Annotated in this window: 25 protein-coding genes; 9 read left to right on the top strand and 16 right to left on the bottom strand. The window is 63.9% G+C overall.

Annotation, left to right across the window (positions count from 1 at the left end):
- From UB31_RS13940 to UB31_RS13915, 6 genes are all read right to left on the bottom strand, one after another.
- Positions 1-195, bottom strand: coding sequence for a hypothetical protein (locus UB31_RS13940; RefSeq protein WP_045011235.1), 195 nt, complete (start codon positions 193-195; stop codon positions 1-3).
- Between the two features lie 175 nt (positions 196-370).
- Positions 371-1,252 (bottom strand): 3-hydroxybutyryl-CoA dehydrogenase, encoded by an 882-nt coding sequence (locus UB31_RS13935; protein WP_045005771.1) that lies wholly within the window; start codon positions 1,250-1,252, stop codon positions 371-373.
- 209 nt (positions 1,253-1,461) lie between these two features.
- On the bottom strand, positions 1,462-2,412 hold the full coding sequence (locus tag UB31_RS13930; RefSeq protein WP_045011234.1) for an electron transfer flavoprotein subunit alpha/FixB family protein: 951 nt from the start codon (positions 2,410-2,412) through the stop codon (positions 1,462-1,464).
- A complete protein-coding gene (locus tag UB31_RS13925) occupies positions 2,412-3,161 on the bottom strand; it encodes an electron transfer flavoprotein subunit beta/FixA family protein (RefSeq protein ID WP_045011233.1) in 750 nt (249 codons plus the stop codon). The genes UB31_RS13930 and UB31_RS13925 overlap by 1 nt, the downstream gene beginning before the upstream one ends.
- Positions 3,162-3,286: 125 nt before the next feature.
- Positions 3,287-3,859 (bottom strand): cob(I)yrinic acid a,c-diamide adenosyltransferase, encoded by a 573-nt coding sequence (locus UB31_RS13920; RefSeq protein WP_045011232.1) that lies wholly within the window; start codon positions 3,857-3,859, stop codon positions 3,287-3,289.
- Between the two features lie 67 nt (positions 3,860-3,926).
- Positions 3,927-4,121: a twin transmembrane helix small protein gene (locus UB31_RS13915; protein ID WP_045005383.1), complete on the bottom strand. Its 195-nt coding sequence runs from the start codon at positions 4,119-4,121 to the stop codon at positions 3,927-3,929.
- A 149-nt stretch (positions 4,122-4,270) separates the two neighbouring features.
- Between UB31_RS13915 and UB31_RS13910 the strand changes: the two genes are divergently transcribed.
- Complete coding sequence (locus tag UB31_RS13910; protein ID WP_502691255.1) at positions 4,271-5,188, top strand: YihY/virulence factor BrkB family protein; 918 nt, start codon at positions 4,271-4,273, stop codon at positions 5,186-5,188.
- Here UB31_RS13910 and UB31_RS13905 read toward each other — a convergent pair.
- Together UB31_RS13905 and gluQRS are read right to left on the bottom strand one after the other, a co-directional pair.
- The gene (locus UB31_RS13905; RefSeq protein WP_045011231.1) at positions 5,115-6,407 is read right to left on the bottom strand and encodes an ATP-binding protein; all 1,293 of its coding nucleotides are present in this window, start codon (positions 6,405-6,407) and stop codon (positions 5,115-5,117) included. The two genes, UB31_RS13910 and UB31_RS13905, sit on opposite strands and share 74 nt — an antisense overlap.
- 104 nt (positions 6,408-6,511) lie before the next feature.
- Complete coding sequence (gene gluQRS / locus UB31_RS13900; RefSeq protein WP_045011230.1) at positions 6,512-7,384, bottom strand: tRNA glutamyl-Q(34) synthetase GluQRS; 873 nt, start codon at positions 7,382-7,384, stop codon at positions 6,512-6,514.
- A gap of 217 nt (positions 7,385-7,601) precedes the next feature.
- Between gluQRS and UB31_RS13895 the strand changes: the two genes are divergently transcribed.
- The 4 genes from UB31_RS13895 (at position 7,602) to UB31_RS13880 (ending at position 12,272) form a co-directional block, all read left to right on the top strand.
- Positions 7,602-8,249, top strand: a complete 648-nt coding sequence (locus UB31_RS13895; RefSeq protein WP_045011229.1) for a DNA-3-methyladenine glycosylase family protein — start codon at positions 7,602-7,604, stop codon at positions 8,247-8,249.
- A 95-nt stretch (positions 8,250-8,344) separates the two neighbouring features.
- Entirely contained in the window at positions 8,345-9,430 is a 1,086-nt protein-coding gene (locus UB31_RS13890) for a DUF2855 family protein (RefSeq protein WP_045011228.1), read from the top strand.
- Positions 9,431-9,508: 78 nt separating this feature from the next.
- Positions 9,509-11,278 (top strand): flavin-containing monooxygenase, encoded by a 1,770-nt coding sequence (locus UB31_RS13885; RefSeq protein ID WP_045011227.1) that lies wholly within the window; start codon positions 9,509-9,511, stop codon positions 11,276-11,278.
- 16 nt (positions 11,279-11,294) lie between these two features.
- Positions 11,295-12,272 carry a peptidyl-alpha-hydroxyglycine alpha-amidating lyase family protein gene (locus UB31_RS13880; protein WP_045011226.1) on the top strand — a complete coding sequence of 326 codons (978 nt, stop codon included), beginning with the start codon at positions 11,295-11,297 and terminating at the stop codon, positions 12,270-12,272.
- Between the two features lie 9 nt (positions 12,273-12,281).
- On the opposite strand, the gene UB31_RS13875 is transcribed toward UB31_RS13880, so the two are convergent.
- Positions 12,282-13,259, bottom strand: coding sequence for a Bug family tripartite tricarboxylate transporter substrate binding protein (locus tag UB31_RS13875; RefSeq protein WP_045011225.1), 978 nt, complete (start codon positions 13,257-13,259; stop codon positions 12,282-12,284).
- A 160-nt stretch (positions 13,260-13,419) separates the two neighbouring features.
- Here UB31_RS13875 and UB31_RS13870 point away from each other — a divergent pair, with 160 nt between their 5' ends.
- Entirely contained in the window at positions 13,420-13,977 is a 558-nt protein-coding gene (locus UB31_RS13870) for an HNH endonuclease (protein WP_045005774.1), read from the top strand.
- Positions 13,978-13,997: 20 nt separating this feature from the next.
- Here UB31_RS13870 and UB31_RS13865 read toward each other — a convergent pair whose 3' ends face one another.
- The 3 genes from UB31_RS13865 to UB31_RS13855 form a co-directional block, all read right to left on the bottom strand.
- Complete coding sequence (locus UB31_RS13865; protein ID WP_045011224.1) at positions 13,998-15,449, bottom strand: GH1 family beta-glucosidase; 1,452 nt, start codon at positions 15,447-15,449, stop codon at positions 13,998-14,000.
- 2 nt (positions 15,450-15,451) lie between these two features.
- Entirely contained in the window at positions 15,452-16,465 is a 1,014-nt protein-coding gene (locus UB31_RS13860) for a glycoside hydrolase family 16 protein (RefSeq protein ID WP_045011223.1), read from the bottom strand.
- 79 nt (positions 16,466-16,544) lie between these two features.
- Positions 16,545-18,170 carry a DUF8728 domain-containing protein gene (locus UB31_RS13855; RefSeq protein WP_245305989.1) on the bottom strand — a complete coding sequence of 542 codons (1,626 nt, stop codon included), beginning with the start codon at positions 18,168-18,170 and terminating at the stop codon, positions 16,545-16,547.
- 308 nt (positions 18,171-18,478) lie between these two features.
- Between UB31_RS13855 and UB31_RS13850 the strand changes: the two genes are divergently transcribed.
- The 3 genes from UB31_RS13850 to UB31_RS13840 all read left to right on the top strand — a co-directional run bounded on the left by UB31_RS13850 (position 18,479) and on the right by UB31_RS13840 (position 20,837).
- Positions 18,479-19,729, top strand: a complete 1,251-nt coding sequence (locus tag UB31_RS13850; RefSeq protein ID WP_045011221.1) for a glycosyltransferase family 87 protein — start codon at positions 18,479-18,481, stop codon at positions 19,727-19,729.
- A 148-nt stretch (positions 19,730-19,877) separates the two neighbouring features.
- Positions 19,878-20,099, top strand: a complete 222-nt coding sequence (locus UB31_RS13845) for a dodecin (RefSeq protein WP_045005777.1) — start codon at positions 19,878-19,880, stop codon at positions 20,097-20,099.
- Between the two features lie 87 nt (positions 20,100-20,186).
- Positions 20,187-20,837, top strand: a complete 651-nt coding sequence (locus UB31_RS13840; protein WP_050044777.1) for an HAD family hydrolase — start codon at positions 20,187-20,189, stop codon at positions 20,835-20,837.
- A gap of 14 nt (positions 20,838-20,851) precedes the next feature.
- On the opposite strand, the gene UB31_RS13835 is transcribed toward UB31_RS13840, so the two are convergent.
- The 4 genes from UB31_RS13835 to UB31_RS13820 are packed head-to-tail and all read right to left on the bottom strand — an operon-like array spanning position 20,852 to position 24,654.
- A complete protein-coding gene (locus UB31_RS13835; protein WP_045005404.1) occupies positions 20,852-21,820 on the bottom strand; it encodes an ABC transporter ATP-binding protein in 969 nt (322 codons plus the stop codon).
- Positions 21,817-22,812: an ABC transporter ATP-binding protein gene (locus UB31_RS13830; RefSeq protein ID WP_045005406.1), complete on the bottom strand. Its 996-nt coding sequence runs from the start codon at positions 22,810-22,812 to the stop codon at positions 21,817-21,819. The genes UB31_RS13835 and UB31_RS13830 overlap by 4 nt, the downstream gene beginning before the upstream one ends.
- Entirely contained in the window at positions 22,812-23,729 is a 918-nt protein-coding gene (locus UB31_RS13825; RefSeq protein ID WP_045005408.1) for an ABC transporter permease, read from the bottom strand. The genes UB31_RS13830 and UB31_RS13825 overlap by 1 nt, the downstream gene beginning before the upstream one ends.
- Positions 23,695-24,654, bottom strand: coding sequence for an ABC transporter permease (locus UB31_RS13820; RefSeq protein ID WP_045005410.1), 960 nt, complete (start codon positions 24,652-24,654; stop codon positions 23,695-23,697). The genes UB31_RS13825 and UB31_RS13820 overlap by 35 nt, the downstream gene beginning before the upstream one ends.
- Between the last annotated feature and the right edge of the window lie 27 nt (positions 24,655-24,681).

The following is a 24,681-nucleotide window of genomic DNA, read 5'->3' as shown; positions in this document are numbered from 1 at the left end:
TTAGGCGGCGATATTGAGATTGCCGCCGACGCCCGCGCCGACATTGGCGAGCGAGGGCTGACCGGCGCCCAGCAGCGTCAGGACGGCGGATTTCTCCGCGTCCGCGTTCTGCTTCATCAGCATCGCCGCGACATTCGACTGTAGCGCGCCTTGCTGAGAGGCCAGCATGGAGCTGACCATCGCCATCGTGTCCATTACGCAAACCCTCGTACCGGAGGCAGCCTAGGCGGAGTGGGTTAACGCGACATGAATTGTCACAGTGCCGTAGGGTGGGCAAAGCGAAGCGTGCCCACCAATTCCCTCGCATGAATGGAGAGGTGGTGGGCACGGCGCTTTGCGCCTTTGCCCACCCTACGGCACCGAGATCGCCTTACCTTGTCGGAACCGGCTTGGCGCCGCGGTAGTCGTAGAAGCCGCGCTGGGTCTTGCGGCCGAGCCAGCCGGCTTCGACATATTTCACCAACAGCGGGCACGGGCGATATTTGGAGTCGGCCAAACCCTCATGCAGCACCTGCATGATCGACAGGCAGGTATCGAGGCCGATGAAATCGGCGAGCTCCAGCGGGCCCATCGGGTGGTGCGCGCCGAGCTTCATCGCCGCGTCGATCGCCTCGACGTTGCCGACGCCTTCATACAGCGTGTAGATCGCCTCGTTGATCATCGGCAGCAGGATGCGGTTGACGATGAAGGCCGGGAAATCCTCGGAGACCGCGACCTGCTTGCCGAGCTTGGCGACGAATTCCTTGGACGCCTCGAAGGTCGAATCGTCGGTGGCGATGCCGCGGATCAGCTCGACCAGCTCCATTAGCGGCACCGGATTCATGAAATGAATGCCGATGAAGCGCTCGGGCCGGTCGGTCGCCGCGGCAAGCCGCGTGATCGAGATCGAGGACGTATCGGAGGCGACGATCGCCTCCGGCTTCAACACCGCGCAGAGCTCGTGAAAGATCTTGCGCTTGACTTCTTCCTTCTCGACCGCGGTCTCGATCACGAGATCGCAGTCCGCGAGGTCGTCGAGCTTTTCGGCGAGCTTGATGCGCCCGATCGCCTTGGCCTTTTCATCCTCGCCGACGGCCTTCTTCGAGACCTGGCGCGCCAGATTGCCGTTGATGGTGGCCATGCCCGACTTGAGGCGATCGCCCGAGATATCGTTGAGCACCACGTCGAAGCCGGCCAGCGCCGCGACATGCGCGATGCCACTGCCCATCTGCCCCGCGCCGATCACGCCGACCTTCTTGATCACTGCCGCCATAATGTCATCCACCGGAACGGCGCGCATCTCGCGCCTGCCTAATCCCCTGAGCCGGGAGGTCTGATTTAATCAGAAGTCTGATTTAATCAGAATCCTGGCTCGAAACCTAGATTGGATCGCTTCCCCGGCGTGCCCCACGCCAAAGAAAACGCCTCGAAAAAGAAACACCGGCCGGAGTGTAGCACTCCGGCCGGTGTTTTTACGCGTTTTTACTTGCCAAGCTTGGCGAGTGCGTCGGTCAGCTCAGGAACCGCCTGGTAGAGGTCGGCGACCAGGCCGTAATCGGCGACCTGGAAGATCGGCGCGTCCTCGTCCTTGTTGATCGCGACGATCACCTTGGAGTCCTTCATGCCGGCCAGATGCTGGATCGCGCCGGAAATGCCGATCGCGACATAGAGCTCGGGGGCCACCACCTTGCCGGTCTGGCCGACCTGCCAGTCGTTTGGCGCATAGCCGGCGTCGACCGCCGCACGCGAGGCACCGACACCGGCGCCGAGCTTGTCGGCGAGCGGCTCGATGTATTTGGCAAAGTTCTCGCGGCTCTGCATGGCGCGGCCACCGGAGACGATGATCTTCGCCGAGGTCAGCTCGGGACGGTCGCTCTTGGCGACTTCCTCGCCGACGAAGGACGACAGGCCCGGATCGGCCGCAGCCGCCACGCTCTCGACCGGCGCGCTGCCGCCGTCGGCGGCCGCCGCGAAGGTCGAGGTGCGGACCGTGATGACCTTCTTGGCGTCCTTCGACTTCACCGTCTGGATGGCGTTGCCGGCATAGATCGGACGCTCATAGGTGTCGGGGGCGACGACCTTGATGATCTCCGAGACCTGCATGACGTCGAGCAGAGCTGCGACGCGCGGCATCACGTTCTTGAAGCGGGAGGTCGCGGGCGCGACGATCGCATCGTAGGACGGGGCCAGCGAAACGATCAGCGCGGCCAGCGGCTCGGCGAGATCGTGCGCGTAAGCCTCGCCCTCGGCGACCAGCACCTTGGCGACGCCAGCAAGCTTTGAGGCCGCATCGGCCGCAGCCTTGGTGCCCTGCCCGCCACCGGCGACCAGCACGTGAACGTCGCCGCCGAGCTGGGACGCTGCGGTGAGCGCCTTGTTGGTGGAGTCCTTGAGGACTTCGTGCTCGTGTTCTGCAATCAAAAGCGTCGTCATCAGAGCACTCCGGCTTCGTTCTTGAGCTTCGACACCAGCTCGGCGACGTCCTTGACCTTGACGCCAGCCTTGCGGCCCGCGGGCTCCGTCGTCTTCAGAACTTCGAGGCGCGCGGTGACGTCGACGCCATAGTCGGCGACGGTCTTGTCCGCGATCGGCTTCTTCTTGGCCTTCATGATGTTGGGCAGCGACGCATAGCGCGGCTCGTTGAGACGCAGATCGGTGGTGACGATCGCCGGTCCCTTCAGCTTCACGGTCTGCAAGCCGCCGTCGACTTCGCGGGTGACCTTGAAGTCAGACCCATCGACCTCGAGCTTGGAAGCAAACGTCGCCTGCGACCAGCCGAGCAACGCAGCCAGCATCTGGCCGGTCTGATTGCTGTCGTCGTCGATCGCCTGCTTGCCGAGAATGATCAGGCCGGGCTGCTCTTCTTCAGCGATCTTCTTCAGGATCTTGGCGACAGCGAGCGGCTCGACGATGCCGTCGGCCTTCACCAGGATGCCGCGGTCGGCGCCCATGGCGAGACCGGTGCGGATCGTCTCCGACGCCTGCGCCGGTCCGATGGAGACCACCACGACCTCGGTGGCCTTGCCGGCTTCCTTCAGGCGCAGCGCTTCCTCGACCGCGATTTCGTCGAACGGGTTCATGGACATTTTGACGTTGGCGAGTTCAACCCCCGATCCATCGCTCTTGACGCGGACCTTGACGTTGTAATCGACCACCCGCTTTACCGGTACCAAGACCTTCATCGATCCTCTTTCACTCAATTTAGGAGGGGGGTTATCAACTGGCGCGGAACCTAAAGGCCTGATCCGGCCCGGTCAACGCGAGAAGGGGCCTAATTTTAGCCCCCTGAAATGCTGATCTCAATGGGTCAGCGATTCTGGCCCGGAACCCAGAGCACGTCGCCCGCGCCATTATGGTTAGCCGCGCGGCTTGCCACGAACAGGAAGTCTGACAGGCGGTTCATATACTGGATACCAGCCGCGCCGACGGGCTCGCCGGGCTGGGCCGCCAGTTCCACCATCACCCGTTCCGCCCTGCGGCAAATTGTACGCGCGACATGGAGGTGGGCCGCCGCCGACGTACCGCCCGGCAGCACGAAGGAGGTTAGCGGCGCGAGCTCGTCGTTGAGCGCGTCGATGTCGCGCTCGAGCCGCTCGACCTGGCTTGCGACCACCCGCAGCCGTTCCGCTTTGCCCTCACGCTCGGGCACCGCGAGATCGGCGCCGAGATCGAACAAATCGTTCTGGATGCGGCCGAGCATCGCATCGAGCTCTGGCGCCTCCTTGGTGTGGAGGCGCACCACGCCGATCGCGGCATTGGTCTCGTCGACCGTGCCATAGGCCTCGATGCGCAGATCATATTTCGGACGGCGTTCGCCGGAGCCGAGCGCCGTCGTGCCATCGTCACCGGTTTTCGTATAGATGCGGTTGAGCACGACCATATTCGCCTCGTTAATCTTTGGGCATGATCTTATCGGAAAACCGCTTCGCACTTTTCCGGATCATGCCCTAACGCCCCATCGCCCAGACCGCGAGCATCGCGATCACGATCGCCACGAACTGAAGCAGCACACGCCAGCGCATCAGCTTCTGCGATGTGTTGGGCGAACCGCCGCGCATCATGTTGACGAGACCGAGCACCAGCACGATCGCCACGGCGCCGGCTGCCACCGGCAGGATGAAGGTACTCAAAAGGGATGCCATGGGCGGTAGATAACACCGTGTGCGCCGGTCCGCCATCGCGTTCGCGATCTGGCTTTCAGGCCAATAATATCAGAAGCTAGCTTGATGATTTCTGATTTGCATCAGTTGCCGGCCTTCTTCGCCTCTCCCCGCAGGCGGGGAGAGGGAGCATGAGCAGCGGTCTAGGTCGCGCTGTGAAAGTAATCCGCACCATCTACATCGTCGTGATGGACGCCTTCTACACGTTCCTGGCCGACGACGGCTGGGCGATCGCGAGCCATATCGCATTGTCGACGCTGATGGCGCTGTTCCCGTTCCTGATCGTGCTGACCTCGCTCGCCGGCTTCTTCGGTTCCAAGGAGCTCGCCGATCAGGCGGCAAGCCTCATGCTCGAGGTTTGGCCGAGACAGGTCGCCGATTCGCTCTCCGGCGAAATCCACGACGTGCTCACCACCACCCGCACCGGCGTGCTGACCATCGGCGCGGTGCTGTCAGTCTACTTCGCCTCCAATGGCGTCGAGGCGCTGCGGGTGGCGCTCAACCGCGCCTATGCGGTGGTGGAGATGCGGCGCTGGTACTGGCTGCGGCTGGAATCGATCGGCTACACCCTGGTCGCCGCCTTCACCGCGCTCGCCATGGCGTTCCTGATCGTGCTAGGACCTCTGATCATCGCGGCGACACGCCGTCATATTCCGCTGGTCGTCGAGTCCAACGAAAGCATCCTCACCTGGCTGCGCTACGGCATCACCATCGGCGCGCTGGTGGTGGCGCTGATCATCCTGCACACTTGGCTGCCGGCGGGACGCCGCGGTTTCCTCCAGATCCTGCCCGGCATCGTCTTCACCATCGTAGCGTCGCTGATCTCCGGCATCGTATTTGGCCAGTACCTGGCGCGCTTCGCCAACAATTACGTGACGATGTATGCGGGACTGGCCTCGGTGATCATCGCGCTGGTATTTTTGTATTTCATCGCCGCGATCTTCGTTTACGGGGGCGAGCTCAACGCCGCGATCATCAAGTCGCGGCTTCCTCACGGCGTCTCGCTTCAAGCAGCGCAGTCGCTAAAGCCCGCGGAGACACAGGCTTGACCAGGAAGGCGTCGGCACCGGCTTCGCGCGACGCCGCTTCGTCCTCTCCGCGGCCAGACACCCCGATGATGGGGATTTGAGCGAGCGGCGTCTGCATATTGCGGATTTGCCTGATCGCCTCGACGCCGTCGATGCCCGGCAAGACCATGTCCATCAGCACCGCGTCGAACGCGCCTTTCGCGAGCCGGTTCACCGCGTCCTCGCCGCGCCCGATGAATTCGGCATGATGGCCGAGCTCGGTCAAAATGGTGTTGAGCACGACGCGACCGAACGGATTGTCCTCGACGCTGAGCACGCGTAGCGCCGCCAGCGCATCCGTCTCGCTGCCGCCCGATTTGCGGGACTTCGCCGGTCCCGCGGCATCGAGAGAGACCGTCAGCGTGAACGTGGCGCCGCCGCCCCGCCGCGGCGCGACCGAGATGTCGCCACCCATCGCGCGCGCGAGTTGCTTCACCGAGGACAGCCCCAAGCCGGCGCCGCCGAAACGCGAGGCAATGGTGACATTGGCCTGGGTGAAGGGACGGAACAGCCGCTTGATCTCGGCCATGGTCAGGCCGATGCCGCTGTCGGATATCGCGAAGGCAACGCCGACTTTGCGCTTGTCCTTCGCCTTGTCCTTTACTGTGGCCTTGGCCTTGCCGCTTCCCTTGCCTTTGGCGGGGTGCCAGGGCGCGGCCGAGATCGCCACGCCGCCCTGGTCGGTGAATTTCACGGCATTGTCGATCAGGTTCTCGAGCGCAGCGCGCAGGCGGACGGGATCGCCGACCACGAGGCCGGCGAGCTTTTCGGAGATCTCGACCTCGGCCTGGAGGCCCTTGGCCGCGGCGCGCCCGGCGAGGGAATCGCCGGTGCTGCGGGCGAGCGCCCGCAAGTCGAACAGATCTTGCCGCAGCGAGCTTCCGCCCTTCCCGGCACCCCTGCCGGTTTTGGCGGCGTCGACGAACAGGGTGGCAAGGTTCGCCAGATGTTCGGCGCCAGCTTTGATGGTGTCAGCCCAGCGCCGTTCCCGCTCACCGAGATCGGAGGTCGAGAGCAGGTCGCTGATCGCGAGAATTCCAGTCAGGGGGGTGCGAACCTCATGGGCAAAGGCGGCGAGCGCCGCCTGGACCACGTCCGGCGCGACCGCCTTGGTGCTGCGCTTGCGCACCTTGCCGGCCGCCCCGGACCGCTTCCGAGGCGGTCGCCTGGACGTCCGCGTAGTGCGCGCTTTCGCCGCCATAAATCCCCTTCGAAGTCTTCCCTTCGAACCCCGGGCCGTCAGGCAAGCATGGCACGGAGGAACACCTGGAGTCACGGCGGTGTTTGGCTAACCCCCAGAGAAACTTAACCTAATCCCACCAACCCACGGATACCGGCGGGCGAGGCGCCGGCCGCGCGCAACTCCCGCAGGCCTGTCGAGCCGGTTGATTTCGACAGCTTCCGCCCCTCGCCGTCGCGAATCAGGGCGTGGTGGCGATAGGCAGGCGCGGGCAGACCGAGCAGGACTTGCAGCAGGCGGTGGACCGAAGTGGCATGAAACAGGTCCTGACCCCGCACCACCTCGCTGACCTCCTGGAGCGCGTCGTCGACCACCACGGAGAGATGGTAGCTCGTTGGCGTCTCCTTCCGGGCCAGGATCACGTCGCCCCATGCCTCAGGCCGCGCCTGAACAAGGCCGCGCTCGCCCTCGGGACCCTCGCCGAGCTCGTTCCAGGTCAGGCGAGAAACACGCTGGCAGGCGGCCGCCATGTCGAACCGGAGCGCGTAAGGCACGCCGGACTCGATCAGCCGCGCGCGCTCGTCAGCGGACAGCGATTTCGCAATCCCGGGATAGAGCGGCGCACCATCGGGATCGCGCGGCCAAAGGCCATCGGCCTCGCGCACAGCCACAAGCTTTGCAATCTCGGCGCGGCTCTCGAAAGCGGGATAGACGAGACCCAGCGCGGAGAGTTTTTCGAGCGCAGCGCGATAGTCGGCGAGATGCTCCGACTGCCGCCGCACCGGCGTCTCCCAGGCAATCCCGAGCCAGCCGAGATCCTCATAGATCGCGGCCTCGAACTCCGGCCGGCAGCGCGTGGCGTCGATGTCCTCAATGCGCAGCAATAGCCGGCCGCCGGTTTCGCGCGCGCGGTCAAAGTTGAGCAGCGCGGAATAGGCGTGGCCGAGATGCAAGTAGCCGTTCGGGCTCGGGGCAAATCGGAAAACGGGTGGCGGCATATGACAAGATCTCGTTATGGCCGGGCATAGCCGTCCGAAGGGACGGCGTCGCTTCCGCTCGCCTATGTCCCGGCCATCCACGTTCTTCAGTGTCACACGCCGACCGTGTCAAGGCCGTGGACAGATACGAACACTGTCACCCATGCTAAACATCCCGCGCAGTTGGATGGCCGGGACAAGCTCGGCCATAACGCCCGAACGAGTTTGCCGAATTGCAATGACCATCCACCTCGAGACCCAGTCCGACCTCGAAGAGGCCGTCCACACGCTGATCAAGCGCGATCCGCGGCTCAAACCCGTGCTCGAGACCGCGGGCATGCCGGCGTTGCGACGGCGCGAGCCGGGCTTTACGGGGCTCGCCCATATCGTCTGCGGGCAACAGCTTTCGACCGCGAGCGCCGCCGCGATCTGGGGACGGCTGTCCACCGCCTTCGATCCGTTCGATCATGAGGCGGTGCGGCGCGCCCGCACCGACCGGCTGGGGCGGCTCGGGCTTTCCGCGGCCAAGATCAAGACGTTGAAACATCTCGCGCGCGAAATCATCGCGGAGCGCGTAAACCTCGACGTGCTGGCGGAGGAAGATGCCGATGCCGCCCACCACACGTTGATCGCGCTGCCCGGCATCGGGCCGTGGACGGCCGACGTCTATTTGCTGTTCTGCCTCGGTCATGGCGACGCATGGCCGGCCGGCGACCTCGCCGTGCAGGAGGGCATCAAGATTGGCCTGGGCCTTCAGGCGCGACCGACGGAAAAGCAGATGGCGCCGCTCGCCGAGCCGTGGCGGCCGCTGCGCGGTGCGGCCGCGCATCTGTGGTGGAGCTATTACCGCGCGGTGAAGAAGCGCGAGGGTGTTCTCACGACGTGAGAGCTGGCGAACAACGTTTAAAACTATGTTGCTGTTGCAAACGACGCGCGCGTGACGGATGAGATGCCGGCGCGGGCAGGAGCCGGGATCGAACCATGACAGCCACCGACTTCATCGTCGCGCGAGACGATTTCGAAACCTGCAAGACGATCGCGACCACGCTTCCTGATAGCGACGCGCTGCCGCAGGATGCGCTGCTGGTGAAGGTCGACCGCTTCGCGCTGACCGCCAATAACATCACCTATGCCGTGCTCGGCGACGAGCTGAAATACTGGCAGCTGTTTCCAGCGCCACACGGGTTTGGCAATATTCCGGTATGGGGCTTTGGCGAGGTGATCGCCTCAAAACATCCGAACGTGGCCGTGGGCGAACGGCTGTTCGGCTATTTCCCAATGGCGACGCATCTCGTGATCGAGGCGACCGACGTCAGCAAGCGCGGCTTGCGCGACGGTGCTGCGCATCGGCAAGGCGTGGCGCCGGTCTACAACGCCTATGCACGTGTCAGCGGCGATCCGGCCTATGCCGGACGGCAGGGCGACTATCAGGCGCTGCTGCGGCCGCTGTTCATGCTGTCGTTCCTGGTCGATGATTTCCTGGCCGAGAACGACGATTTTGGCGCGCGCACCGTGCTGCTATCGAGCGCGTCGAGCAAGACCGCGTTCGGGCTCGCCCATCTCCTGCATGCGCGCGGGCGCAAGGTGATCGGGCTGACATCGGCAGGTAATACCGGCTTCGTCACCTCGCTTGGCTGCTATGACGAGGTCGTCACGTATGACCGCGCGCGGTCGCTGCCGCCAGATGCGGCGGTTGCGTTTGTCGATATGGCCGGCAACAGCGCACTGCGCGCCGATCTGCACCGGCATTTTGGCGACCAGATGAAATGCTCGGTGCGCGTCGGATTGACACATCGCGCCACCGATGCCGACGAAGGCGAATTGCCCGGCGCCAAACCGCGCTGGTTCTTCGCCCCGGACCAGATCCGCAAGCGCGCCAAGGAATGGGGCCCGGGCGGCATCGAGCAGCGCTTTGGCGCGGCATGGTCGGGCTTTGCACCGCGGCTGGAGCGATGCCTCACCGTGGTCGAGAGCCGCGGACCGGAGGCGGTGCGGCAGGTCTATCTCGACACACTGAAGGGGCGCATTCCGCCTGAGCAGGGCCACATGCTCTCGCTGCTCGGGTAAAGCGCTTTTGGCGCGCGACGAACCGGTATAGCGTTTGACCTCAGAGGAAACGCCGCGAAGACGGCCATGAGGTCGCGCATGCTCGACAAGACCACGGATATTTCCCTATCCGCGCAAAACTGGCTCGACGCGTTCGAGCGCGCTCTGGGCGGGCCCGATCGCGATGCGCTGAATGGGTTGTTCCTCGCCGATAGCTTCTGGCGCGATGTGCTGGCACTAAGCTGGAACCTGCAAACGATCGCCGGCCGCGATGCAGTCGCGCGGGATCTCATCGCGCTCGTACCCAAGGCTGCGCCGGCTAATTTCAAGATCGCACCGAACCGCGCACCGCCGCGCTGGGTGACCCGCGCCGGCACCAACAATATCGAGGCGATCTTCACTTTCGAGACCGCACTCGGCCGCGGCAGCGGCATCCTGCGGCTCGTACCCGATACCGCCGATGGCGATCGGCTGAAGGCGTGGACGCTGCTCACCGCGCTCGACGAGTTGAAGGGCTTTGAGGAGCAGCTCGGCACGTCGCGACCACGCGGCCAGGCTTATTCGCGCGACTTTCGCGGGCCGAACTGGCTCGACCTGCGCAACGCATCGCGCGACTATTCCGATCACGACCCCACGGTGCTGGTGGTCGGCGGCGGTCAGGCGGGCCTCGCCATCGCGGCGCGGCTGAAGCAGTTGAAGGTCGATACGCTGATCGTCGATCGCGAGACGCGGATCGGCGACAATTGGCGCAAGCGCTATCATGCGCTGACCCTACATAACCAGGTGCAGGTCAATCATTTGCCCTACATGCCGTTCCCGCCGAACTGGCCGACCTATATTCCCAAGGACAAGCTCGCCAACTGGTTCGAGGCCTATGTCGATGCGATGGAGCTGAATTTCTGGACCGGCACCGAGTTCGAGGACGGCGTCTACGACGACGCGAAGGGCCGCTGGACTGTCACGCTGCGACGCGCCGACGGCAGCAAGCGCACCATGCATCCGCGCCATGTGGTGATGGCGACCGGCGTCAGCGGCATCGCGAACGTGCCTGATATTCCGACCCTCGACAAGTTCAAGGGCACGCTGCTGCATTCGAGCCGCTACGAGGACGGCGAGAATTGGCAAGGCAAGCGCGCCATCGTCATCGGCACCGGCAATAGCGGCCACGACATCGCGCAGGATCTCTGTTCCAGCGGCGCCGAGGTGACGCTGGTGCAGCGCTCACCGACGCTGGTCACCAATATCGAGCCGTCGGCGCAACTGGCCTATGCGACCTATAATGAAGGCACGCTCGAGGACAACGATCTGATTGCGACCTCGATGCCGACGCCGCTCGCGAAGAAGACGCATGTGATGCTGACCGAGCAGTCGAAGGAGCTCGACAAGGAGCTACTCGAAGGTCTGCGCCGCGTCGGCTTCAAGCTCGACTTCGGCGAGGCCGGCACCGGCTGGCAGTTCAAATACCTCACCCGCGGCGGCGGCTATTATTTCAACGTCGGCTGCTCCAACCTCATCGTCGAGGGCGCAATCAAGCTGAAGCAATTTTCCGACATCGAAAGCTTCGTCGCCGACGGCGCGCGGATGAAGGACGGCGCGACCATCGCCGCCGACCTCATCGTGCTCTCGACCGGCTACAAGCCGCAGGAATATCTGGTGCGAAAGCTGTTTGGCGACGGCATCGCCGACCGCGTCGGTCCGGTCTGGGGCTTTGGCGACGGCCTTGAGCTGCGCAACATGTATGCGCGTACCGGGCAGCCGGGCCTCTGGTTCATCGCCGGCAGCCTCGCGCAGTGCCGGATCAACTCGAAATATCTTGCGCTCCAGATCAAGGCGATCGAGGAAGGGATTTTGGAGCGCGCCCCGAAATAACGAGAGGAAAGAACCAATGCCAGCCATTCTCGGCACCGGCGAGCACCGCTATCGCGTCGTCGAAAACTTCGCAAAGCTGCCAGACGGCTGGCAGCTCACCGACGTTGCCTCCGTCGCCGTCGACAGCAAGGACCGTGTCTACGTCTTCAACCGCGGCGCCCATCCGATGGTGGTGCTGGACCGCGAGGGCAATTTTTTGCGCAGCTGGGGCGAGGGTCTCTTCAGCCGCGCGCACGGGCTGCACATCGATGCCGATGACAATCTCTATTGCACCGATGACGGCGACCACACCGTGCGCAAATGCACCATCGACGGCAAGGTGCTGCTGACGATCGGCATCCCCGAGAAGCCCACACCTTTCATGAGCGGCGATCCCTTTCATCGCTGCACCCATACCGCGCTGTCGCCGAAGGGCGAGATCTACGTCTCCGACGGCTATGGCAATGCGCGCGTGCACAAGTTCACGCCGGGCGGCAAGCTGATGCAGAGCTGGGGCGAGCCCGGCACCGATCCAGGCCAGTTCAACATCGTGCACAATATCGCCACCGATGCCGACGGCTTCGTCTACGTCGCCGACCGCGAGAACCATCGCGTGCAGGTGTTTGACGGTAACGGCAAATACGAGACGCAGTGGAACAACCTGCACCGCCCCTGCGCGCTGTGCTGCTGTGGCGGCGGCAAGAGCCCGACCTTCGTCATCGGCGAGCTTGGTCCCGGCCTCGACATCAACCGCAAGGTGCCCAATCTCGGCCCGCGGCTGTCGATCGTTGATGCGCAAGGCAAGCGCATCGCGCGGCTCGGCGGCGAAGACGGACCGGGCGTTGCGAGCGGCAAATTCCTGGCGCCGCACGGCGTCGCACTGGATTCGAAGGGCGACATCTATGTCGGCGAGGTCGGCGTCACCAACTGGAAGGCCAGCTTCGGGGACGAGGAGATGCCGGCCGTGGTGCGCGCCACGCGGTGCTTGCAGAAGCTGGAGCGGGTGCGGGAGTAGTCGCTTCTGTCACTCGACCTTGATCCCCGATGCCTTGATGATCGGCCACCAGCGCTCCGTTTCCTCCTTCTGGTACGCGCGCAGCGCTTCCGGCGATTGCTGATGAAGCGGCGAGACCTGGATGCCGAGCTCGGCAAAACGCTGCTTCACCTGCGGGCTGGCCAGGATCTGCACCATCGCGGCATTGAGCTGTGCGATGATGTCCTTCGAGGTCCCCTTTGGCACCCAGAGGCCGTACCACAGCGATGCCGAGTAGCCCGGCAGCCCTGCCTCGTCGGCCGTCGGAACGTTCGGCCAGGATGGCGACCGTGCCTTGCTCGTCACCGCGAAAGTCTTGATGCTCCCGGCCCCGACCAACGCCCTGAAGTTCGAGGCGGGCTCGATCATCGCGTCGATCTGGCCGGCCACGAGGTCCTGCATCGCCGGCCCATTGCCGCGATAGGGCACGAACTGGAATTGCGTGCCGGTCTCCTTCTGAAGCGCGACGCCGGCGAGATGGCCGGTGGCGCCGACGCCGGCGATGCCGACTGATGCCTTGTCCGGATTGGCCTTCAACCACGCGATCAATTGTCTGAGATCATCGGCCGGCAGATCCTTGCGACCGACAATCAAAAGCGGCTCGCTGCCGATCAGGATCACCGGGTCAAGATCGTGCAACAGATCGAACGGCAACGCATAGAGTCCACCGGTCAGCATGTGCGTGGTCGATGTTCCGATCGACAGCGTGTAGCCATCGGCTGCCGCGCGCACCGCGCGGCCGACGCCGAGCGAGCCAGCGGCACCGCCCACATTCTCGATCACGACGGGCTGCTTCAGCGCCGCATTCAGGCGTTCGCCGAGGAACCGCGCCAGCGTGTCGGTCGCGCCACCCGCCGGGAACGGCACGATCATGGTGATCGGGCGGGTGGGATAATCGTCGGCGGCAGCAGGGCCAACAAACGCCGCCGCGAGCACGGCCACGAGCAGCACGGCGAGCCAACCTCGCATGGATCCCCCAGATCGCGGCGTTTTTGAGCGCTCTGCCACCCCGCCGCCGCATTGCCTGCGCCTGAATAAGTCGCTCAACGGGCTTCACAATCCCGTCACGCTGCATGTAGTATGTCAATACATGCTGCTTCGCAGCGTACATGGAGGCCGGGAGCGTTACTTGAACGCACATGTCTCGCAAGGCAGTTGGCCGGTGTTGGTGCTGAATGCGGACTTCCGGCCGCTGAGTTACTACCCGCTGTCTCTCTGGTCGTGGCAGGACGCGATCAAGGCGGTGTTCCTCGATCGCGTCAACATCGTCGCGCATTACGATCAGGCGGTGCGAAGTCCCACGCTGGAGATGCAGCTGCCGAGCGTGGTCTCGCTCAAATCCTTCGTCAAGCCGACCACCCATCCCGCCTTCACCCGATTCAACGTCTTCCTGCGCGATCGTTTCAATTGCCAATATTGCGGCTCGCCCGAAGACCTCACCTTCGATCACATCATCCCGCGCAGCAAAGGCGGCCAGACCACCTGGGAGAACGTGGTCGCGGCGTGCTCGCCCTGTAACTTGCGCAAAGGCAATCTGACGCCGGTGCAGGCCAAGATGTTTCCGCGCCAGCACGCCTTCGCGCCGACCGTGCACCAGCTCCACCGCAACGGCCGCCTGTTCCCGCCGAACTATCTGCACGACAGCTGGCTGGACTATCTCTATTGGGATACGGAGCTGGATCCGTAGGATCCGGACTTAGCGCTCGCTCACACCCCAATCGCATTCCTCGCGATCACGTCACGATAGAACGCCGCGCTGAGTTTCGGCACCCTCGCCTGCGTCTCGAAGTCGACCCGGTAAAGCCCGAAACGTTTCCCATAACCAAAAATCCATTCGAAATTATCCATCAGGCTCCACAGGAAATAGCCGCGGATCGGCACGCCATCGGCGATCGCGCGCTGCATCTGGGTCAGGTAGTTGCGCAGGAACATGATGCGGTCGAGGTCGTAGACCTGGCCGTCGGCGGCGAGCTTGTCTTCCGACGAGGTGCCGTTCTCGCTGATATAGATGTTCTCGATGTTCCAGATTTTTGCGGCGATGCGCGGCGCCCAGTAGATCACCTCGGGGCCGACCCGCAGCCATTCCGAATTCATGTGCGGGAACGAGGTCGGGAACGGCAGCACGTTGAAGCCCGGCGCTCGATCGGAGGCGGTGACGTAGAATTGCGGCGCGTAGATGTTCAGCCCGACGAAGTCGTTTGGCGCGCCGATGATCTTCAGCTCCTCCGCGGTGAACTTCGGGGCGTCCGCGCCGGCATAAGCGAGGAAGCCGTCGGTGTATTTGCCCTCCAGCACGACGCCGAGGAAGCCGGCATTGAGCTCGCGCGTCGCGATCTCGGCGGCGCGGATGTTCTCCGGCGTCGCAATCGCCGGCACGCAGGCCGCGATGTTCTCGGCCGCGCCGACCCGCGTGCCGGCGCGGCCGGAGGCGCGGATCGCCTGCACGGCGAGGCCGTGCGCGAGCGCAACGTGATGACGGGCCTGGTTCAGCTGCGCCGTCGGCAGCTTGAGGCCGGGCGCGTCGATGCCCCAGCCATAGCCGAAATTCAGGAACCGCCCGACCTCGTTCACGGTGAAGACATTTTTGACGCGATCGGTCAGGCGTTGGGCAACATAGCCGGCGTAATCGGCAAAGGCTTTTGAGGTGTCGCTCGATTGCCAGCCGCCGACGCGATCCTGGAGTACCTGCGGCAGGTCCCAATGATAGAGCGTGGCATAAGGCTCGATTCCGTTCGCGAGCAACTCGTCGACGAGACGGTTGTAGAAATCGAGCCCCTTCGGATTGGGCTGCCCTGTGCCTTCCGGAAACACCCGCGGCCATGCGATCGAGAAGCGGTAGGCCTTGACGCCGAGATCCTTGATGAGCCGGACGTCGTCCTTGTAGCGATGGTAATGCTCGTTGGCGCGGTCGCCATTGGTGCCGTCCTCGATCTTGCCTGGCGTGTGGCTGAAAGTGTCCCAGATCGACTTGCCGCGACCGTCCTCATCGACGGCACCCTCGATCTGGTAGGACGACGTCGCCGTGCCCCACAGAAAATCCTTCGGGAAGGGCGCGGCCGCAGGCGTCTCGGTCCCGGCGGCGCCGACGCGCGTCGTCAGGCCGAGCGCCGCAAGGCCTGCGAGCTTCGCAAGGGAGCGGCGCGAGAAGGAAGCCAACATCGTCACCTCTGCGCTTGTTCCATATCGATCTGATAGGCGGAAATCCGGTCGATCTCGAACGCGACGGTCGGCGGCGACTCCGCATCGACGGGACCGACGCCAAGAAAGAATTTCGAGCCGATCGCAAGATTGACGATCATGTACATGGGATCGTCGAAGCCGATCGGCACCTTGATGTCGGAGACCGGCCTGCGGTCGATGAAATAGACCAGGCGATCCGCCTCCCACAGCACACCGTAATTGTGGAATGTGCCCGACGCATCGTTGACCGCAAAATCGAAGCCGCACGACTGGATCTTCTGGGTCGATGGAATCCGCCAATGCGTCGTCATCACCATGTCACCCGGCCGCTCGCCGCGGCCTTCCAGCACGTCGACCTCCGGCGGCCAGCCACCGTCATCCGCCAGCATCCAGAACGCAGGCCACACCGCATGGCCGACCGGGATCTTGGCGCGGATCTCGAAATAACCGTGCTTTTGCGAAAAAGTGCCCTGCGTGGTCAGGATGCCCGAGATGTATTCGTTGTTGAACAGCACGGGCTTCAGGTCCGGCGGCGTGCGGCTCGCGACGATCGACAGCACGCCGTCCTTTACCCTGAACGGATCGAGCCCGAGCGGCGTCGTGGCGCGGCCGGCATAACGCGGATCGACATAGATCTGCTGCTCACCATTGGAACCGGTCTTGCGCTTGAAGTCCGAGCCATCACCGCCCCAATAGCGCGCTTCCGGCCATGCGGCACCGCCCGCGTAATGCGGCACCCAGCGTCCGCTCGCCAGCGGATGCTCGTCGAAATCCTCGTTAAAAGTCCGGCGCAGCGGCAGGAAGATCAGCGAGGCGGGATTGACCGTCTCGAGCCTGCGGCATTCGATCGTGGACGGATCGGTGGTCACTTGCAGGGAAATACTGGCAGGCGCGGCATCGAGATTGTCTTGGAGATCGTCCTGCGCGACGCCCGGCGCCGTCGCTACGAGCAACCCGATCGCGACCAAAGCGCTCCTCGTCCAACGGTCGATCATCGCCGCACATCGTACATGCCAGGAAACGAGGCGAGGATAACTCGCCCCTCTTCGACCGGGCAAGAGCGATGCGACGCGGTTACGGCACGATGATGTCCAGCCTGTCCCGCGGCGGAATAGTCGCCTTGAATGCCTCGAGCGCTGAAGTCACCTCCGCCGCGTCGGCCAATGGCGTGCGATAGAAGGCTACGTCTCGTTGCGACAGGGTCACGGTCGTCGTTCGCAGCACGGCGACCTTGGTCCAGCTTGACGGCACACCTTTCGGAAACCAGACGTCGTAGATCATCGCCAGGCCGACGCCGTGATCGCTGGCAAGAGCTGCCATTTCCGCCGGTCCATACCGCCCCGCGGTCCTTGCCTTCCGCACCTGCTCCGAACCAAGACCCCAGAGATCCAGTGCGTAATTGTTATTGCCATAGGCGACCAGCCCGAGATCGTTGACCGCGACCGCGCGCCTGTAGAACGATTGGGCGAAACGAGCCATCTGGTATTGCTGCTCGTAGATATCGCTCGCACCGATCGGCGTGACCAGCGCGGTCGTCGCGTAAGGCATTGCAGCAACGCCGAGCCCAAGGACCAGTGCGACTTTCGTGAGGGACCATTGCAACGCAGACAGGCGCGGTCTGACCTGCGCGACGCCCCAAAGCAACGCGGCCGCCGCGAGCGCCATGATGTAGACCTCGTACCGGTTGAACCAGCCATATTGACCGAACACCAGATGCGCGCCGATGGCTGCGAGAACGGTCAGACAGACGACCAGCGCCTTGCGGTCGGCGCGCAACCACGAGGCGCAGCCGGCAAGCGCAAGGCCGAGCAGAATGAGCCGCAGGCCATAGGAACTCGTTATGCTCCGCATCATGTTTTGGACAATTGCGGGCAAATTGCTCGCGGACTCATCGAGATTCGCGAGATAGCCTTTCAGCAGCACAGAACTCGGCAGCAGCGGAAGGCCGCGCGACGCCATCAGCGCAAAATAGCGAGACAGGCCAATGATGATGACGAGCGCGGCGCTGGCGGCAAACCGCCGCTGGCCGAGCAGCGCGAAGCCCGCAATCGCCGCACAGGCAAATGCGGCCCCTTCGAACCGGATCAGGGGAAGCAGCACCAGAGCGATAAAGTGCACCGGCGTTGGCGTGCGTCCGCGAGCTGCCGCGACGAGGCCGACAAAGGTTACGATGGACGCCCACACGTGAACGCTGTGTTCCATGCCGGTCATGGGCAGCGCCACGGCGCTGACGTTGAATATGAGGATCAGTGCGATCAGATAGCCGAACGGACGGTCGCTTGCGTCATCGAACAGCCCGGTCTCTTCCAGGGCCCGCAGGAGAGCAAATACCGTCGCACATGCAGCAGTGCCGTTGATCAGCAACGGGCCGAATGCGCCAAGATGCAGCGCTTCGGTCAGCGCGAGAAAATACGGCCAGATGATCGAGGAGCTTGGCGATGAATATTCGCCAGCGTTGACACCATATCCGCCGGCGAGAATTTGGTCGGCAACCGCGAGATGGATATACGCATCGTCCAGCGTGAAGATCAGCCTGAAGTCGCACTGCGCCAGGATCGCGACGAACGCCGCCGCAAACAGCACCAACCAGAGCAGCACGGCTACCGTCGAGGGACGGGTCCACACGCGAACGCCGGAGCCCGCGGACGACAACCCGCCTGTCTGGTTCAGGCGATCGCAATGATTCACGGCAACCGTCACGGAACTCTCCCGGGACTCAGAGCCGAACCCATGACTGCCGGCCCTCGTCCACCTCACCCGATACAATCAAGAGTTTAATCGCGGATTTCCGCCAAGGCATACCCGATCATTTGCGTCAGCATTTCGTTAACGACGATAAGCCCTAAGATGAACACTTAGGCTCACTGGTCCGGGGCACCACGTTTCCAGGATGCATGAAGGCCCCGTTACCGTCCGTTAAGCCTCAGGCGGGCAAGCTCGGCCCCAGGCGCGACGGCGCTTTCCGTTCTTCGATCCTCTGTCAAGTTAGGCCAGGTCGTTTCATTCTCATGCTCACCGCAACGCTGGAGCAGATTCAAACCTCGCCGCGGAAGCGAACGATCTATGTCTGCGTCATTCTCACCCTGCTGGTGGCCATGCTCGTCTTCAAGGCCTTCCGGTTCTTCGAAGGGGGACTTTGGTACGGCAGCCAGACCGCCGATTTTGCTGCCTTCCATATTGTCGCGCAACGGATCTGGCTTGGCGATCTCGACCTGACCTACCAGTTCTCGTTGTTCCTGAAGATGCAGATCGCGGCGGCCGGCGGCCCGACCGGTGTCATGCCCTGGACCTACCCACCGCAATTCGGCCTGCTTCTCGCGCCCTTCGCATTCCTACCCGGCTGGGCCGCCTATTTTCTCTTCACGACGGTCACGCTCGCGGCCTATCTGGCGACGCTTCGCACTATTGCGGGAAACAATTTTGCGCAAGTGCTCGTCGTCTTCTTCCCGGCCATCGCGATCACGATAGCCGGCGGCCAGAACGGCTTGCTGACGGGCGCGCTGATTGGGCTGGTCTGCATCAACGCGGAACGGCGTCCAGCGCTTGCCGGCATCGCGCTCGGTATGATGGTCATCAAACCTCATTTGGCCATTGCGGCGGGCATCTACATGCTGTTGACGCGTCGCTGGCCGGCGGTCCTGACGGCCGCGGCAGTGGTGGTCGGGAGCTCGCTTGTCTGCACGCTCGTCTTTGGCCCGCAGATCTGGATCGCGTGGCTCGGCAGCATCCGGGAAGCCGCAGGCTATCTGGAAGAGGGCCGGTATCAGCTGTTTCGGATGATCTCGGCATATGCAGCACTGTACAACGCCGGCGTCCCCGCGGCCGGGGCGTTCTGGGGGCAGATGGCAATGGCAGGTCTCGCGTTGGTCGCTGTCGCACTCGCCGTCGCGCGCGGACCGTCGCCCCGCTTCGCGCTCGGCGTCGTCGCGGTCGCCTCCGTGATGATCAGCCCCTACGCCTATGACTATGACCTGCCGATCGTGGGGATCGGCCTCGCGCTGCTGCTTCCCGACCTTGCCACCCTGGCGAGCCCGCGCGAACGCGGCGCGATCTATGGGCTCATCCTGCTGGCCAACGCCTACGGGCTGCTGCAATCGGCGCGGCTGGCTGCGGAGAACGCCGACGCCAGCGGCCTGGAGCGCTATGCGATGCCGGCCGTCGGCGGATTTGCGCTCATGGCCGTGCTCGCGATGCTGTTATGGCTCCTGCTGCGCGACGCCAAGCCTGCGGCGGTCCGCCTGCACGGCGAGCCCGCGTAAGTTCGCGCGCGTCCGGCACCTGCGCTGGAGTGATTACGTGGCTGGCGCAGGCGGGCCACGGCAGATGACGGAACCGGAAAGGCTGGCGCTCGTTCAGTTGGGAGGCCACGCGGCGGCGTGCGCCGCAGCGCAACCGATGGAGCCCACCATGCCCACAGCCGAGAAGGATCATGTCTACAAGATCCTGGAACTGGTCGGATCGTCCGAGAATTCGATCGAGGATGCGATCAAGAATGCGGTCAGCCGCGCCGCCAAGTCCGTTCGCGAGATGAAATGGTTCGAGGTGGTGCAGACGCGCGGCCACATCGACAACGGCACCGTGCGCCACTACCAGGTGACGCTCCGCGTCGGCTTCACGCTGGAAGGGTGAGGCCGATCACCCAGGCATGGCAGCCACCGGCCCTGCCCAGGTTTGTCGCCCGCGTTGCGGCAGGATATGAAACCGGGTTGTGGCCGGATGTCTCGGCCGGGCCAAGGTGTTGCCGTGACCGACCAGATCAAGCTTGTGCTTTTCGACATGGACAACGTCCTCTGCGACTACGACAGGGAAAAGCGTGTCGCATGCCTGGCGGAGCTTGCAGGGACCACCAGCGATGCCGTCCACAAGGCGATCTGGGAGGCCGGGTTCGAGTTTCTCGGTGATTCCGGCGCGCTCGATGCCTCGGACTATTTGCGGGGCTTTGGCGAACGCATCAGCTATCCGCTGTCGCTCGATGAATGGGTGGAGGCGCGGCGCCGTTCAATGAAGGCCGATCGCGCCATGCTGGAGATTGCCGGGCATCTGCGCGAAACCGTCGATGTTGCCGTCCTGACCAACAACACCACGCTGGTCGCCGATCATATCGACGCGCTGCTGCCGGAATTGCGTCCGTTGTTCGGCTCCCGAATTTATACGTCGGCGCAGTTCAAGGCGGCGAAACCGGACCCGCGCTGCTATCGCCTTTGCCTGTCGGAACTACGGACTGCGCCGCAGACGGTCCTGTTCGTCGACGACCTTCCGGAAAATGTCGCCGGCGCGCGGCAGGCGGGCCTGTTCGCGCATCACCACACGTCAGTGCAGGCTTTCAGACAGGCTCTTTCGGAGCACGGCCTGCTCTCCGACGGATAAAAGTGCGTTCGGCCTCAGGCCAGATGACACGCGACAAAGTGTCCGCCCGCCCCCTCCCTCAGCTCCGGTGCGACTTCCGCGCAGCGCGGCTGAGCGATCGGGCAGCGGGTGTGGAAGTGGCAGCCTGATGGCGGCTTCATCGGGCTCGGCACGTCGCCTTTGAGACGAACGCGGTTGCGCTTGAGTTTGGGATCTGGCACCGGCACAGCGGAGAGCAGCGCCTTGGTGTAGGGATGCTGCGGATTGCGATAGAGATCGTTCGCCTTCGCAAGCTCGACGATCCGGCCCAGATACATCACCGCGACGCGGTCGGAGATATGCTCGACCACCGAGAGGTCGTGCGCGACGAAGAGATAGGTGAGATTCAGCTCGGCCTGGAGATCTTCCAGCAGGTTGATGACCTGCGCCTGGATCGAGACGTCGAGCGCGGACACCGGCTCGTCGCAGACGATCAGTTTCGGCTCGACCGCGAGAGCGCGCGCGATCACGATGCGCTGGCGCTGGCCGCCGGAGAATTCATGCGGATAGCGGCGCATGTGCTCGGCCTTGAGGCCGACCTTGACCAGCAAGCTCGCGACCCGTTCCTCACGCTCTTTGGCCGACGCGCCAAGCTTGTGGATGACGAGCGCTTCCCCGAGGATCGCCCCGACCGTCATGCGCGGATTGAGCGAGGCGAAGGGGTCCTGGAACACGAGCTGCATGTTCCGCCGCATCGCGCGCAGATCGTTGCCGCTGAGCTGGCGCACATCCTGGCCGTCGAATTCGACTTCGCCGTCGGTCGGCTCGATCAGACGGAGCACACAACGTCCCGTCGTCGACTTGCCGCAGCCGGATTCGCCGACAAGGCCAAGCGTCTCGCCGCGATTGACCGAGAACGACACGCCATCGACCGCATAGACGGTGCCGACCTGGCGCGACAGCAATCCGCCGAGCACCGGGAAATGTTTCTTCAGGTTGGAGACGCGCAGCAAGGGTTCGCTCATGACGCGGCTCCCACATGCACGTCTCCGAGATGACAGGCCATGCGGTGACCGGGCGCGATCTCGCGCAACAGCGGCTCCTTCTCGATGCAGATGTTCATGGCGTGGCGGCAGCGCGCCGCAAAGCGGCAACCGACCGGCGGATTGATCAGGATCGGCACCGAACCGCCGATCGTCTCGAGCCGCGTCTTGTGCTCGCTGTCGAGATCGATGCGCGGGATCGAGCGGATCAGGCCCTGAGTATAGGGATGACCGGGCGAGGCGAAGAGATCGTCGACATCAGCCTCCTCCACCACCTTGCCGGCATACATGACGACGACGCGCTGCGCGGTTTCGGCCACGACACCCATGGCATGGGTGATCAGCATCACCGCCATGCCGAAACGCTCCTTCATGTCCTGGAGCAGGTCGAGGATCTGGGCCTGGATGGTGACGTCGAGCGCGGTGGTGGGCTCGTCGGCGATGATCAGCTTAGGTTTGCAGGCGAGCGCCATCGCGATCATCACGCGCTGGCGCATGCCGCCGGAGAATTGGTGCGGATAGTTGTGCACGCGACCTTCGGCATTGGGGATCTGCACCAGCTTCAGCATCTCGATGGTGCGATCGAGCGCCTGCTTTCTGGTGACGTTCTCATGGCGGCGCAGGCTCTCGGCGATCTGCTCGCCGATCGTGAGCACCGGATTGAGCGAGGTCATCGGCTCCTGGAAGATGAAGCCGATTTCCTTGGCCCTGATCTCGTCGAGCTGGTTGCTCGTCAGTGGCACCAGGTCGCGGCCCTCGAAGATGATCTCGCCGGCCGCGATGCGGCCCGGCGGCATCGCGATCAGCTTCAGGATCGACATCGCGGTGACGGTCTTGCCGCAGCCGGATTCGCCGACCACGCAGAGCGTCTCACCCCGGTTAATGGAGATGTCGACGCCGTCGACGGCCTGCAAAATGCCGTCGTCGGTGGAGAAGTGGGTTTTCAGGCCCTTGATCTGGAGCAAGGGCACCATCAGATCACCTTTCGCGCATCGAGCGCGTCGCGCAGGCCGTCGCCGATGAAATTGATCGCGACCACCGCGATGAAGATGGCGGCGCCGGGGAACAGCGCCCAGTGCGGGCCGATGTCGAGGAAATCCTTGGCGTCATAAAGGATGCGCCCCCAGGTCGGGGTATCCGGCGGAAAGCCGAGGCCGAGAAACGACAGCGTCGACTCCGCAATGATGGCGGCGGCGACGTCGATGGTGCCCGCGATGATCACGGGACCGACCGCATTCGGCAGGATATGCCGCACCACCTGCCGCACCTGGCTCGCGCCGAGCGCACGCGCGGCTTCGACGAACTCCTTTTCGCGGATCGACAGGAACTGCGCGCGCACCAGCCGCGCCACCGGCATCCAGCGCAACCCGCCGATCACGAGCACGATCAGGATGAAGATGCCGCCTTCGGGACCGAACGCGGCCTTGAGACCGTCACGGAAGAGATAGATCAGCAGCAACAGCAGCGGCAGCTGCGGCAGCGACAGGAACAGGTCGGTCACCCACATCAGGACGTGGCCAAGTGCGCCACGCGACATGCCCGCGACCGCGCCGATCAGCGTGCCGACCAGCACCGAGACCAGCATCGCCGCCAAGCCGACGGCGAGCGAGATGCGGCCGCCATAGATCATGCGGGCAAGGATATCCTGACCGAGATCGTCGGTGCCGAACGGGTGGGCGAGCGAGGGACCCTGCATGCCCGCCACGACGTCAATGTCGTTGATGGAAACACGCCAGACGAAGGGACCGAGCAACACGGCAGCAATAAGGATCAGCAGCAGGAACGCGCTGACCACGGCCGGCCGATGCCGGCGGTAGCGCCGCCAGGTCTCCCGCCAAGGCGAGTAGGTCCGCCGCTCAGCGGAAGGAGATGCGAGGGTCAAGCCAGCCATAAAGGACATCTGCGATCAGGTTGAACAACACCACGAGACACGCGAACACGAAGGTCACGGACATGATGACCGGCGTGTCGTTGGCGAGGATTGAGGAAATCAGCAGCGATCCGATGCCGGGAATGCGGAAGATCTGCTCGGTGACGATGGCGCCGCCGAACACCGCCGGCATCTGCAGCGCGACGAGCGTCACCACCGGGATCATGGCATTGCGCATCACGTGCTTGATGATGACGATACGCTGGCCAAGCCCCTTGGCGCGCGCCGTGGTGACATAGTCGAGGCGGATCACGTCGAGCATCGCCGAGCGCACGAAGCGGGTCATCGAGGCCGCCTGGAACAGGCCGAGCACCATCACCGGCATGATGGCCTGGCGCACCTGCTCGATTACCCAATGAATGCCGGTCGCCTTGATGTCGGTGGTGTAGACGAAGGGCAGCCAGTCCAGCTTCACCGAGAAGATCAGGATGAACAGGATGCCGGTGAAGAAGGTCGGCAGCGAGAAGCCGATGAAGGCGAAGGTGTTGGCGACCTGGTCGAAGATCGAATAGGGCCTCGTGGCTGCATAGACACCGACCGGGATGGCGATCAACAGGGCCAGCAACTGCGACGAGCCAACCACATAGAGCGTGGCCGGCAGGCGCTGGAGGATCAGCGTGTCGACGTTCATCCGGCTGACGAAGGAAAAGCCCCAATCGCCACGCGCCATGGCGGAGAGCCAGCTCAGGTAGCGAAGGTAGATCGGATCGTCGAGACCGAACTTGGCCCGAAGCGCCTGTTGCACTTCGGGCGGCACGTTCGGATTGGTCGCGAGCTCGCTGAACGGGTCGCCAGGCGCGAGCGCCAGGACGACGAACAGGACGAGCGAAATCCCGAGCAGGCTCGGAATCGCGATCATCAGACGGCGCAGGATGTATTGACTCATGAGAACAATCCGCTTGAACGACCGTCC

The organism is Bradyrhizobium sp. LTSP849 (genome assembly GCF_000938255.1).
Lineage (GTDB): Bacteria > Pseudomonadota > Alphaproteobacteria > Rhizobiales > Xanthobacteraceae > Bradyrhizobium.
This window is presented reverse-complemented; position numbering and strand designations above follow the sequence as displayed.